The sequence below is a fragment of the Micromonospora sagamiensis genome, from assembly GCF_014680085.1.
Classification (GTDB): Bacteria; Actinomycetota; Actinomycetes; order Mycobacteriales; family Micromonosporaceae; genus Micromonospora; species Micromonospora inyonensis.
In genome coordinates this window covers 1,945,116-1,957,168 of sequence record NZ_AP023438.1, presented here as the reverse complement: position 1 = coordinate 1,957,168, position 12,053 = coordinate 1,945,116, and the positions used below count along the sequence as shown (strand labels likewise).

The following is a 12,053-nucleotide window of genomic DNA, read 5'->3' as shown; positions in this document are numbered from 1 at the left end:
GGGGGTGGCTGAGCGGACGACCCCCGACGACGTGGACGTCATCGTCGACCAGTGGCGCCGGGAGCGCCCCGACATGCGTCCCGAGCCGATGGCCGTCTTCGGCCGCGTCTACCGGCTGGCCCGGCTCGTCGGCGACGCGCAGGAGCAGGTCTACGCCCGCTGGGGGATCACCCGTGGCGAGTTCGACGTGCTGGCCTCGCTGCGGCGGGCCGGTGCTCCGTACACCCTCTCGCCGAAGGCGCTGACCGCGGCGCTGATGCTCACCTCCGGCGGTATGACCGGTCGCCTCGACAAGCTGGAACGCGCCGGACTGCTGCGGCGCTCGCCGGACCCGGCGGACCGGCGTGCTCTCCAGGTCACCCTCACCGACGCCGGCCGGCGGGTGGTCGAGGAGGCCGTCGACGCCGGACTGGAGGTGCAGCGCCGGATCCTCGACGCGCTCCCCGCCGACGACCAGGCCCGCCTCGCCGACCTGCTCCGGGACCTGCTCGCCGCGGTGGAACCCGAGCGTCCCTGACCGCCCGCGCACCGGGGGTGCCCTCCCGATCGGTGGTGGGCGGTGGGATGGGGTGCCTGCAGGGGTCCCCTGCTACCGCTTTTTGATGAGGAGGGGGCCCCTGCAGGCACCTCAGGCGACGGGCTCCAGGCCGGCGGACGCGGCCGGCGGACGCGGCGGTCGGCGGCGGCGTGCGGTGCCGGTACGGCAGGATGGGCGGGTCCCGGTAAGCCGGACCGGAAGGGGAGCCCGTGCCCGCCAGCGAACCCACCATCCTCGCCACCAGCATCGGTTTCTTCAGCCGTCGCCGTGGCCCCCTGGACTGGCGACCCGGCCCGGTCTTCGAGCTGGCCGCCGAGTTGGCCCAGGCCGGCCCGGAACCGAGGATGTGCTTTCTCGGGCAGGCCGAGGGGGACCAGCCGACCACGCTGACCGCCCTCTACGGAGCGTTCGCCGGCACCCGGTTCCGCCTCTCCCACCTCAACCTCTTCCCGATGCCCAACGTCGAGGACGTCCGGGCCCACCTGCTCGCCCAGGACGTCGTCTGGGTCGGCGGCGGCAGCGTCGCCAACCTGCTCGCCGTCTGGCGGGTGCACGGGCTCGACGAGATCCTCCGCGAGTGCTGGGCGGCCGGGGTGGTGCTGGGCGGGGTCTCCGCCGGCTCGATCTGCTGGCACGTCGGCGGGGCCACCGACAGCTACGGCCCGACGCTGCGCCCGTTCACCGCCGGACTGGGCTTCCTCCCGTACGGCAACGGGGTGCACTACAACAGCGAGGACCAGCGCCGACCGCTGATCCACCAGCTGGTCGGCGACGGCACCCTGCCCACCGCCCACTGCACCGACGACGGCGTCGGACTGGTCTACCGGGGGACCACGCTGGTCGAGGCGGTCGCCGACCGCGAGGGGGCGTCCGCGTACGAGGTGAGCCGCAACGCCGACGGCACGGTCACCGAGACCCCGATCATCCCTCGTCTGCTGGGCTGAGCCCGCGCCGCTGCCGCTGGCGGTGCAGGGCGTCGAACACCTGGGCCAGTTCGGCGGCGTCCTCGCCGGCGTGGTGGGTGTGCGGCAGGTGGGCCAGCCCCAGTTCCCGCTTCGCCGTGCTCTTGTGGCTGCGGGACCACTCCCGGCCGGTCAGCCCCATGTAGTAGCTGCGCAGGTCCACCCCGGAGCCGGTCGCCCCGAACGGGCTGCGGCCGACGAACCGGACGAAGTACCAGTGCACGAACATGCCGTCCCAGACGGCGGGAGCGGCGAGGAACACCGGCCGGCCGATCCGCCGCAGCCCCTCCACCCAGCGGGCGGCGGCGGCCATCGCGACCTCCGGCGCGGGTGCCTCCCGCCGCAGCCGCTCCCGGTCCAGCCCGGAGACCGCGAGCGCCTCGGGGACGTACTCGTCGGAGATCGGCTTCAGCTCGGTGTAGAAGGTCAGCCGGGGATGGCCGGCGACCGCCAGGCCGAGCGACAACATGCTGTACGGGCCGGGGATCGGCCCGTCGGCCTCCACGTCCGCCGCGACGTACAGCTCGGGCAGCTGCGCCGGGACAACTCGCTGGGCCATCGTGCCTCCCCGTAGATCTTCGGCAGCGCAGGGTAACAACGGCCCGGTCGTCCCCGGCACCGGTTTTCCTGGTACGCCGTTCGCCGCGCGCCCGCCACGCCGTCGACCTGGACGCGCCGCCCGGCGTGAGCGGCCGGCGGTCGGCGCGTAAGCTGGCTCGTCGTGAGTCTGACCATCGGGATCGTCGGCCTGCCCAACGTCGGCAAGAGCACCCTGTTCAACGCGCTGACCAAGAACGACGTGCTCGCGGCGAACTACCCGTTCGCCACCATCGAGCCGAACGTCGGCGTGGTCGGTCTGCCCGACGAGCGGCTGCACAAGCTGGCCGAGATCTTCGACTCGCAGAAGGTGCTCCCCGCGCCGGTGTCGTTCGTCGACATCGCCGGCCTGGTCCGGGGCGCGTCCAAGGGGCAGGGCCGGGGCAACGCGTTCCTGGCCAACATCCGGGACGCCTCGGCGATCTGCCAGGTGGTGCGCGCCTTCTCCGACCCGAACGTGGTGCACGTCGACGGCAAGGTCTCCCCGGCCGACGACATCGAGACGATCAACACCGAGCTGATCCTCGCCGACCTCCAGACCCTCGAGAAGGCGCTGCCCCGCCTGGAGAAGGAGGCCAAGCTCCGCAAGGACCGGGCCGCCGCCGTCGCCGCCGCCAAGCAGGCGGTCGAGGTCCTCGACTCCGGTACGACGCTCTACGCCGGTGCGAAGGACGCCGGCATCGAGCTGGAGCACCTGCGTGAGCTGCACCTGCTCACCACCAAGCCGTTCCTCTACGTCTTCAACGTCGACGAGGAGGAGTTGGCCAGCGCCGGGTTCCTCGACGAGCTGCGCGCCCTGGTCGCCCCCGCCGAGGCGGTCTTCATGGACGCCAAGATCGAGTCGGAGCTGGTGGACCTGCCCGAGGAGGAGGCCCGCGAGCTGCTGGAGTCGATCGGGCAGTCCGAGCCGGGGCTCGACCAGCTCGTCCGGGTCGGCTTCCGCACGCTCGGGCTCCAGACGTACCTGACCGCCGGGCCGAAGGAGGCGCGGGCCTGGACGATCCCGGTCGGCGCGACCGCGCCGGAGGCCGCCGGGGTGATCCACTCCGACTTCCAGCGCGGCTTCATCAAGGCCGAGGTGGTCTCCTTCGACGACCTGGTCGCGGCCGGATCGATGGCCGCCGCGAAGGCGGCCGGCAAGGTCCGGATCGAGGGCAAGGAGTACGTCATGCAGGACGGCGACGTCGTCGAGTTCCGGTTCAACGTCTGAGGCTGAGGATCGCCATGTCCAGCGACGTCACGGTCGATCTCATTCGCTCGTTGGTCGAGGCCATGAACGAACCCTCGTCGGCCAGCGCCGTGCAGGGACCGGTGGAGGACTGGGAATCGCTGGCCATCGTTCTGGAGTTCGGCGACGGTTATCGCAGCGCGTCCGGATACGCGTACCTGCCTGAAGGTGCGGTCGCGCCGGTGGCCTGTAGGTGGTCGAGCATCCGACCGGCTGTGGATGCCTACCTGGGGAGCTACTACCAGCCTGGTGACCTGCTGCCGGTGAAGATCCTCGTGCAGTTCGAGCGGACGACCGGAAAGTACGAGGTGACGTTCGAGGAGACGGACGAGGACCGCTGGAAGACGCGACCGACGAACTACCGGCAGATGCGAGAAGAGTTGCGCCCGAGGTTGGGCGGAGTGCGCAATGTCTAGCGGCAGGAAGTGAGCGGTCCGCCGAACGTCGTCCGGAAGGGCGACGGTCTGCCCCTGGTGGCGATCCACGGCAACGGAGTGGACCACCGGCTGCTGCTCGCGCTCGACGACTGCCTGGCGGAGCCCGGTTGTTGGGAGCGGATCTATCTCGACCTGCCCGGCTTCGGCGGGACCCTGCCGTTGGACGGCACAGGTGGTCTGCCGGAGATCGCCGAGTGGCTGGTCGACGCGGTGACAGATCTTGTCGGCGAGCGCGACTTCGCGCTGCTGGCGAACTCGTTGGGCGGGCTCCTTGCCCGTCACGTCCGCGCGCGGTTCCCCGGCAGGGTCCTGGGGGTCGCGCTGATCGCCCCGGTGGTCGACGCGGACCCTGCGCGGCGTACGCGTCCCGCGCTCGCGGTCGTCGAACGCGACGACGATCTGCTGGCGTCCCTGTCAGTCGACGACCGCGACGAGTTCGCGAGCATCGCGGCGCGCCAGGTCCCGGCCTCGTGGGTAGCTTTCCGGGACTTCGCGCTGCCGGGCATCCGCGCTGCGGACCCCGGTGCGATGGAGCGACTGTCGCGGCGTTACTTCCTGCCCGAAGTGCCCGAGGAGACGTCGCCCGGCTATGACGGGCCGACGTTGATCGTCACCGGGCGACAGGACCACGTCGTCGGGTATCAGGACCAGATGAGGCTGCTCGCCCACTACCCACGTGCGACCTTCGTGGCGCTCGACGGAGCAGGGCACAACGTGCATCTGGAACAGCCGGACATCGTCCACGCCCTCCTGCGGGAGTGGTCGGGGAGGGTCCGATCGACGATCGGTGGTGACCCGGGTGGAGTCCGCTCCGACGTCTGAGCACGGCTGGGAGTGGGACGAGTCCCTGTTCGCCGGCAGCGCGCCCTACTACGCGCGGGGCCGGCTGCCCTACGCCGCCAACCTCCCCGAGGTGCTGGAGCAGGCTCTCGACCTCGATGGCTCCGGGCGCCTGCTCGACGTCGGTTGTGGACCGGGCACCGTCGTCCTGCCGCTCGCCCCGCTGTTCGAGGCGGCGGTGGGAGTCGACCCGGACGCGGGAATGCTGGCCGAGGCGCGCCGACGGGGCGAGCAGGCCGGCGTCCGGAACGTCCGATGGGTACGAGCGCGAGCCGAGGAGCTGCCCGCCGGCCTCGGTACCTTCCGGGTGGCCGTCTTCGCGCAGTCCTTCCACTGGATGGACCAGGCGCAGGTGGCGGGTACGGTCCACCGGATGCTCGACCCGGACGGGGCGTTCGTCCACATCAGCGACGCCAAGGAGCCGCAGCTCTCGGACGGGCTCCCGCACCCGCTTCCTCCCGCCCATGGCATACGGGAACTCGTACGGCGCTACCTGGGCCCGGTGCGCCGAGCCGGTCAGGGCGTGTTGCCGCACGGCACCCCAGGCGGGGAGGCCGCCGTGCTGGCGCAGGCCGGCTTCGCCGGCCCCGAGCGACTGAGGGTGCCGGTCGACCTGGTGCTGGAGCGGACCGTCGACGACGTCGTCGCCTTCGTGTACTCCCGCTCGGACTCGGCACCCCACCTGTTCGGACCGGGACTGTCCGAGTTCGACGGTGAGCTGCGGAGCCTGCTGGCCGAGGCGTCCGACGACGGTCGGTTCTCCGAGCGGGTACCGGACACCGAAGTGTTCGTCTGGCGTCCGTCCCGACCGTGACCCCCGACCGTCCCGGGTGGACGGAGTGCCGCTGGTGACGGGCGGTATGGTGACGCGATTGTCGTCATACACCACGGGGGTTTCCATGACGATCCGCCGGTACGTCTGTGCCGTCAGCGCCACACTCCTCGCGGCCGGCCTGGCCGCCACACCCGCCGCAGCCGCCCCGGAGCCGAACGCTTCGGACCCGGCGAAGCTCGCCGCCGGCACGTTGAAGGACCCGGAGACGGGTAAGAACCGCAAGTATCTGGTCGGTCAGGGCGAGGCCGTGCCGGTCGTACTCGGCGTGACGAACGTCGGCGACGCGCCGGTCGACGGCCTCGTCCTCCAGGTCCGCGTCCTCAACGACCTCGACCTCACCACGAAGTACGAGAACTGCTGGTACGCCGTCGACAGCAACCAGGAGACGGCCTGGTGCGAGTTCGACGCCGAGCTGGCGCCCGGCGCCAGCCTGGCCGTGACGGGCGCGGGGATCTCCACCAGCCCGGACGCCCGTGCCGAGAACATCTCCTCCGTCGTGTACATGTGGTTCAGCAAGACGCACGCCGACGCGCAGGGCGGCATCCAGGCGCTGGCCGACAAGTGGGCCGGGCAGGGCACCAAGGCGGTCCGGGGCACCGGTGACACGCTGCCGACGGCCACTCCGTCGGGCGAACTCGGGGGAATCGGGGGGCCGATCGGCTTCGCCGGTGTCGGCCTCACCACGCCGCCCACCGCGACGCCGACCCCGACGACCACGGCGAGTGCCACGCCCAGCGCCACCCCGACCGGCGCGCCGACCGCTGCTCCCTCCGCCAGTGCGGGTGCCGGTGGCGAGGGCGGCGGGCTGCCGGTGACCGGTGCCGGCACCGCGACCGTGGCCGGCGTGGGCGGTGTGCTCCTGATCCTCGGGGGTGCCGGCTACCTGATCGCCCGCAGGCGTCGTACCCGTTTCGTGGCGTAGCCCCATTCCGTTCTCCAGCGCTCACCGACGCGCGACGAGGGCCAGTGACAAGACCCCGTCACTGGCCCTTGTCGTTGTCCGCCGCTGGCCCTCCTACGCTCTGCCCGGGATGAGCCGCTCGGCGGTCTGAGCGACAAGGCGGAGCTGCTCGTACCCAGCACCGTCACGGGCCTGCACGGACATCCCTTGGATCAAGGCGGCAAGTGTCCGAGCGAGTGCGTTGGCGTCGACTCCCTCCGGTAGCTCACCAGCCGTCACGGCATGGGTGAAGCGCTCGCGGAGCATCCCGACAGCGCGCTCGCGCTCAGCCCGCACAACGTCAGCCGCGAAGCGGGCGTCCGGGCTCGTCGCCAGCATCCCCGTGGACACCAGGCACCCGCGACCGGGCAGCGTGGTGAACTCTCGTGCGGCTCGGTCGAGGTAGTCGCCGACCGCCGCCACGAGGGGAAGGTCGTCACGGATCCCGAACCCGTACCGCTCCTGATATCGCTGCACAGCCAGTTCGAAGAGACGCTCCTTCGACCCGAACGCCCGATACCAGGCGGGAGCGGTCAGCCCCGTCGCCTCCTGCAACCGGGCAAGACTCGTCCCCTCGTAGCCGTGCTCCCAGAACAGCAGGAGAGCCGCCTCCAGGGCGGTGTCCGGATCGAACGAGCGGGGGCGGCCCCGCGGCCGCGTCTTCATTTCCATAGCGACTGCTACGATATCCCAAACATTATTTCGTAGCGATCACTACGGAGGAACCTTGCCCCGCTCGACCGCTCTCATCACTGGCGCCTCCCGTGGCATCGGCGCCGCCATTGCGCGTGGACTCGCCCGCGACGGGATCAGGCTGGTCGGCATCCACTACGGCCACGACCGTGCCGCCGCAGAGGACGCCGCTACCCAGATCCGCGCAGAGGGTGCAACTCCCGTGCTCATCCAAGCCGACCTGGCCCGGGGTGCGGCGGCCGCCGCGCAGGTTGCCACGCAGTGGAAGGAGGCCGTCGCGCTCCACGGGCATGCGGGCACCGACGTGCTCGTGAGCAACGCCGGCATCAATGGGGCTCAATCTATTGGTCAGCTCGACACCGCCACCTACGATCGCGTCCTGGCCGTGAACCTCGCCGCGCCGACCTTCCTCCTCCACCACCTCACCGATCACCTGAACGACAACGGCCGCGTCGTCGCCATCTCGACCGGCTACACCCGCATCGCGGCACCCACCCACATCGCCTACACGGCATCGAAAGCCGGACTCGAAGGCGTCATCAGAGCAGTCGCGCCAGAACTGGCCAAGCGAGGGATCACTGCCAACTCCGTCGCGCCCGGAGTGGTGGACACCGACATCAACGCCGACTGGATCGACGCACCAGGCGCGCGTGAACACGCCGAATCACTCTCGGCCTTCGGTCGGTTGGGCACCTCCGAGGACATCGCCGACGTCGTCCGCTACCTCGCCGGCGACGGAGGGCGGTGGATCACCGGGCAGACCATCGACGCGACCGGCGGCACCCGCCTCTAGGGCCGTTGACAACGTGGCGCGCCTGCCCTGGATGCCGCACGGGGCTCGGGCAGGACGTCGCGCGGTCTGGCTGGCTCGCCGGGTGATGGCCGGATCATGACGCATGTTGTCGATCTGGCCACTGGTCCGGCCTCGCCCATGAGGGGATGTTGGACCTGCGCAGCCGCGCAGGCGGCCAATACGACAGGTGGGGAGCGCAGTGACAACCAGTTCAGCGCGAGTGCCGGCACGGATGCTCGCCGTCAGTCAGGACGTGGGCGGGCCGCCCGACGTCCTGAAGATCATCGAGATGGACCGCCCGGTCCCGACCGTCGGCGAGGTTCTCGTCCGGGTCCACGCCGCCGGGGTCAACCCCACCGACTGGAAGACCCGGGCTCGCGGGCAGTTCGCCACCGGCGCCGTCCCGCCGTTCGTTCTGGGCTTCGACGTCTCAGGGGTCGTCGAAGAGGTCGGGCCCGGGGTGACCCTCTTCTCGCCGGGCGACGAGGTGTTCGGCATGCCGCGCTTCCCGCACCCGGCGGGGGCGTACGCGGAGTTCGTGACTGCTCCCGCCCGTCACCTCGTCCGCAAGCCGGCGAACATCGACCACACGGCCGCTGCGGCGTTGCCCCTGGCGGCGTTGACCGCCTGGCAGGCTCTGGTCGACACCGCCGACATCCAGCGGGGCCAGCGCGTCCTTGTCCATGCTGCTGCGGGAGGGGTGGGGCATCTGGCTGTCCAGATCGCCAAGGCGCGTGGCGCACGGGTTGTCGGTACCGCGAGTGCCGCCAAGCACGACCTCCTTCGGAGGCTGGGCGCGGACGAGCTGATCGACTACAGGACAGCAGATTTCGGTGCCCTCCGTGACATCGACGCCGTGCTCGACACCATCGGCGGGGACTACACGCCGCGTTCCCTCCGGACCCTGCGGAAGGGCGGGATTCTCGTTTCGCTTCTGCCCATGGACCCGGGCTTCCCCGCCGGCCTTGCCGAGGAACTCGACGTGCGCGCCACCCGGATCCTCGTCGAGCCGGACCACGCAGGCATGCAGGCGGTCGCAGATCTGGTCGCTCGCGGCCAGTTGCGGGCGCTCATCGACACCACCCTTCCGCTGGGGGAAGCGGCTCAGGCGCACAAGCGCGGCGAGACGAACAGCGCCACGGGAAAGATCGTCCTCTCAGTCGTCGTCTGAGCCGTCCTGGTGATCGCACACGATGGCCAACCCGGCCACATCCAACAGAAATGGAGTTCCACCCGCATGAGCAGTGCAACGCCAACCAGCACGGCTGCCGTCGTCGAATCCTTCTTCACGCGTTTCGCCGCTGGTGATGTACCTGGCCTGATCGACCTCTTCGCCGACGAGCTCGACTTCGTGGTCGAAGGGTCCCCTCGCATCCCGTGGTCGGGGCGCCGTTCCTCTCCGGCTGAGCTGGAGGCGTTCTTCGCATCGTTCGGTCAGGTCCTCGGGCCGGCCAAGGAGTACAACGTCACGGCGACGGTCATCGACGGGGACAACGCGGTGGTGATCGGGCACAACTCGTTCGAGGTTCTCGCCACGGGGAAGGTCTTCGACAACCACTTCGCACTGCACATGGTTGTCAAGGACGGCAAGATCACGACCTATCGCATGTACGAGGACAGCTACGCGATCAACGCCGCATTCGCGGAGTGAGCCGCTGGTGGGACGACCAAGGCTGAACCGTGCGGTGACCATGACCGATCACCGGTTCTGGTCACCGCGCGGTGCCCCGACGCCTGCCCCGCACGCCCTGTCGTACCGGTCGCCTACGCTCGCGCCATGATCACAGAGCTGCCCCGCCTGCTCGCCGCCCTACCGGCGGGGACGCTGCCGGCCGGTCGCCTGGTCACGCCGGAGGACGGCGGGCCGCCGCCGTACTGGCTGAGTGACGACCCGGCCGAGTTGACCTCCTGGGCCCGACTGCGGGCCCGGCATCACGAGACCGGGCTGTGGCCACTGCTGCTGAGCGGCCTGTCGTGCCAGGAAGACCGGCCGTGGATCGTCGGTGAGGTGAGCCCGGCGCGGATGTCGTCGCCGGACCGCTACGACGCGGCGGAGCTGCTGGCCGAGGGGTGGGCGGGCGGGCAGCCCGACGAGGACGACCCGGAGGTGCAGGAGATCACGCTGCCGTTCGGCACCCGCTGGCCCGGCCTGGCCGCCCCCGGTGCGCCGGCCGATCCACCCGACGAGCTCGCCGACGAGTGCGCCGAGTTCGTCGCGGACGGCCGGGCGCGGCTCGGGCTCGTGCCGGCCGCCCGGGGCGCGGACACGTTGGCGCTGACCGGCTGGACCGGCCCGATGAACATCACCGGCGACACGGGGAAGATCGCGTCGGTCGTCCGCAGCTGGGAGGAGCGCTTCGGGGCCCGGGTGATCGGCGTCGGGTTCGACACCCTGCGCCTCAGCGTCGCCGCTCCACCGACCACGACCGAGCACGCCCTGCGGGTCGCCGCCGAGCACTTCGCCTTCTGCCCCGACAACATCTGGCAGGGCAGTGGCACCCTCGCCGAGTACGCGGACGAGATCATCGGCGCGAACATCTGGGTGTTCTGGTGGGACTGACCGCGCCGGTGCCCGACGAGGCACCCGTTCCGGACTTCCTGGCCACCACCCGCGCCGGGTACGACACGATCGCCGCCGACTACGCCGAGCACTTCCGCGCGGAGTGGGCCAACCTGCCCCTGGAGCGGGGCATGTACGCCGCCTTCGCCGAGCTGGTCCGGGCCGCCGGCTCCGGGCCGGTCGCCGACGTGGGCTGCGGTCCGGGGCAGCTGACCGCGCACCTGCACACGCTGGGCCTCGACGTCCTCGGCATCGACCTGTCGGCGGGAATGGTGGCCGTGGCCCGCCGCGACCATCCCGACCTGCGGTTCCACCTCGGCTCGATGACGGCGCTGCCGATCGCCGACGGCGTCCTCGGCGGCCTGGTGGCGAACTACTCGATCATCCACATCCCGCCCGAGGTGCTGCCGACGGTGTTCGCCGAGTTCCGGCGGGTCCTGGCACCCGGCGGTCATCTGCTGGTCGCCTTCCAGGTGGGCGAGGACATCCTGCACCTGAGCAGCGCCTTCGGCCGGGACATCGCACTGGACTTCCGCCGGCTGGTACCGGAGCGGGTGGTCGAGCTGCTGGAGCAGGCCGGGCTGTCGGTCCAGGCCCGCCTGCGGCGCGAGCCCCGCCCCCACGAGCGCTCACCGCAGGCCATGCTGCTCGCCCGCCGGTCGAGTGGGCGGTGACGATGACACACCGCTCGTCACCGGTTCGTCCACGGCCCGGTCAGCGAGGCGGTCAGAACCGGTAGACGTCCCGGCGGTGGCCCAGGTGAACAACGAGCACCAGCAGCACCGAGTCGTTCACCGTGTAGACGATCCGGTAGTCGCCGACCCTGACCTTCAGCAGTCCGGCATGACCGGCGAGGCTGATCGCACCCTCGGGCCGTGGGGCCACGCTCAGCGCGGCGATCGCCGCAACGAGCCGTGCCTGTACCGACGGGTCAAGCTTGCGGAGCAGCTTTGCCGCCGCTCGATCGAGCTTGACCTCGTACCGTCCGGGACCGCTCACAGGCCCAACTCGGCGCGCAGATCGGCCAACGAGATCGGCTCGTCGCCCGCGTCGATGCGGGCCAGTGCCTCCCGCGCGGCGGCCACGTCCTCGGCGTCCTCCGCCCGTTCGATCGCTTCCGCTACCTCGACCGGCACGATGGCCGCCATCCGCTGGCCGCGCCGGGTGACATAGGTGATTCGACCGGCGTACGCGGCGCGGGACACCACATCGGCCAGGTGATCACGAGCATCGGAGATCGAGAGATCGCGCGCAGGTTCGGTCACGTACGGATCGTACAACTCGTACGACTGCTCCTGCCCTGCCTGGCTGAGGTCGGCCAGGCGCGCACCGAGCCTCAGCCGGCGGGCGACATTGAATTCAGGGCGCCCCGGTCCGGGCAGCCGGGCTCGGCGGCGATAATGACATACCGCTCGTCACCGGTTCGTCAAAATGTCGCACCCTGCCGATTGTTCGAACAGAATTGGTCGTGAACGGGCAATCCGCGCACCGTGGAGACGCGTCGGCACGGAACCCGAATGTGAGGTCGCGCCCCCGTTCTCGCCCGGGGGCACGCTTCCCGGAAGCGGGTCGCATTCGTTCTCGCGGATCCGTGGGCCGGCGCAGCGAAGGCTGTCGCCTCACCACGGGA

Annotated in this window: 16 protein-coding genes; 12 read left to right on the top strand and 4 right to left on the bottom strand. The window is 70.8% G+C overall.

Translation table 11 applies throughout. The features are described 5' to 3' along the window. Positions 1-4 precede the first annotated feature (4 nt). The gene (locus IGA62_RS08090; protein ID WP_232624925.1) at positions 5-517 is read left to right on the top strand and encodes a MarR family winged helix-turn-helix transcriptional regulator; all 513 of its coding nucleotides are present in this window, start codon (positions 5-7) and stop codon (positions 515-517) included. Between the two features lie 230 nt (positions 518-747). After that, positions 748-1,482: a Type 1 glutamine amidotransferase-like domain-containing protein gene (locus tag IGA62_RS08085; protein ID WP_145815567.1), complete on the top strand. Its 735-nt coding sequence runs from the start codon at positions 748-750 to the stop codon at positions 1,480-1,482. Here the strand turns inward: IGA62_RS08085 and IGA62_RS08080 are convergent. Then, the gene (locus IGA62_RS08080) at positions 1,460-2,059 is read right to left on the bottom strand and encodes an exonuclease (RefSeq protein ID WP_145815568.1); all 600 of its coding nucleotides are present in this window, start codon (positions 2,057-2,059) and stop codon (positions 1,460-1,462) included. The two genes, IGA62_RS08085 and IGA62_RS08080, sit on opposite strands and share 23 nt — an antisense overlap. A gap of 162 nt (positions 2,060-2,221) precedes the next feature. Between IGA62_RS08080 and ychF the strand changes: the two genes are divergently transcribed. The 5 genes from ychF (at position 2,222) to IGA62_RS29950 (ending at position 6,359) form a co-directional block, all read left to right on the top strand. Beyond that, positions 2,222-3,307: a redox-regulated ATPase YchF gene (ychF, locus tag IGA62_RS08075; protein WP_145815569.1), complete on the top strand. Its 1,086-nt coding sequence runs from the start codon at positions 2,222-2,224 to the stop codon at positions 3,305-3,307. A 14-nt stretch (positions 3,308-3,321) separates the two neighbouring features. Then, complete coding sequence (locus tag IGA62_RS08070) at positions 3,322-3,741, top strand: hypothetical protein (protein WP_145815570.1); 420 nt, start codon at positions 3,322-3,324, stop codon at positions 3,739-3,741. Between the two features lie 9 nt (positions 3,742-3,750). Next, positions 3,751-4,584 (top strand): alpha/beta fold hydrolase, encoded by an 834-nt coding sequence (locus tag IGA62_RS08065; RefSeq protein ID WP_145815571.1) that lies wholly within the window; start codon positions 3,751-3,753, stop codon positions 4,582-4,584. After that, positions 4,562-5,416: a class I SAM-dependent methyltransferase gene (locus IGA62_RS08060; protein WP_145815572.1), complete on the top strand. Its 855-nt coding sequence runs from the start codon at positions 4,562-4,564 to the stop codon at positions 5,414-5,416. The genes IGA62_RS08065 and IGA62_RS08060 overlap by 23 nt, the downstream gene beginning before the upstream one ends. 85 nt (positions 5,417-5,501) lie before the next feature. After that, positions 5,502-6,359 (top strand): LPXTG cell wall anchor domain-containing protein, encoded by an 858-nt coding sequence (locus tag IGA62_RS29950; RefSeq protein ID WP_232624924.1) that lies wholly within the window; start codon positions 5,502-5,504, stop codon positions 6,357-6,359. A 93-nt stretch (positions 6,360-6,452) separates the two neighbouring features. Here IGA62_RS29950 and IGA62_RS08050 read toward each other — a convergent pair whose 3' ends face one another. Next, complete coding sequence (locus IGA62_RS08050) at positions 6,453-7,049, bottom strand: TetR/AcrR family transcriptional regulator (RefSeq protein WP_198501214.1); 597 nt, start codon at positions 7,047-7,049, stop codon at positions 6,453-6,455. 55 nt (positions 7,050-7,104) lie between these two features. Here IGA62_RS08050 and IGA62_RS08045 point away from each other — a divergent pair, with 55 nt between their 5' ends. From IGA62_RS08045 to IGA62_RS08025, 5 genes are all read left to right on the top strand, one after another. Beyond that, the gene (locus IGA62_RS08045; protein WP_145815573.1) at positions 7,105-7,863 is read left to right on the top strand and encodes an SDR family NAD(P)-dependent oxidoreductase; all 759 of its coding nucleotides are present in this window, start codon (positions 7,105-7,107) and stop codon (positions 7,861-7,863) included. 232 nt (positions 7,864-8,095) lie between these two features. Then, positions 8,096-9,034, top strand: a complete 939-nt coding sequence (locus IGA62_RS08040) for an NADP-dependent oxidoreductase (RefSeq protein WP_145815574.1) — start codon at positions 8,096-8,098, stop codon at positions 9,032-9,034. 66 nt (positions 9,035-9,100) lie between these two features. Continuing rightward, positions 9,101-9,514, top strand: a complete 414-nt coding sequence (locus tag IGA62_RS08035; protein ID WP_145815575.1) for a nuclear transport factor 2 family protein — start codon at positions 9,101-9,103, stop codon at positions 9,512-9,514. Positions 9,515-9,640: 126 nt separating this feature from the next. Continuing rightward, positions 9,641-10,423 carry a DUF4253 domain-containing protein gene (locus IGA62_RS08030; protein ID WP_145815576.1) on the top strand — a complete coding sequence of 261 codons (783 nt, stop codon included), beginning with the start codon at positions 9,641-9,643 and terminating at the stop codon, positions 10,421-10,423. Beyond that, positions 10,414-11,097 (top strand): class I SAM-dependent DNA methyltransferase, encoded by a 684-nt coding sequence (locus tag IGA62_RS08025; RefSeq protein ID WP_232624923.1) that lies wholly within the window; start codon positions 10,414-10,416, stop codon positions 11,095-11,097. Before IGA62_RS08030 ends, IGA62_RS08025 begins: the two co-directional genes overlap by 10 nt. 52 nt (positions 11,098-11,149) lie before the next feature. Here the strand turns inward: IGA62_RS08025 and IGA62_RS08020 are convergent, their stop codons facing one another. Further along, complete coding sequence (locus tag IGA62_RS08020; protein ID WP_145815577.1) at positions 11,150-11,422, bottom strand: type II toxin-antitoxin system RelE family toxin; 273 nt, start codon at positions 11,420-11,422, stop codon at positions 11,150-11,152. Further along, a complete protein-coding gene (locus IGA62_RS08015) occupies positions 11,419-11,688 on the bottom strand; it encodes a type II toxin-antitoxin system prevent-host-death family antitoxin (RefSeq protein WP_145815578.1) in 270 nt (89 codons plus the stop codon). The genes IGA62_RS08020 and IGA62_RS08015 overlap by 4 nt, the downstream gene beginning before the upstream one ends. Positions 11,689-12,053 lie beyond the last annotated feature (365 nt).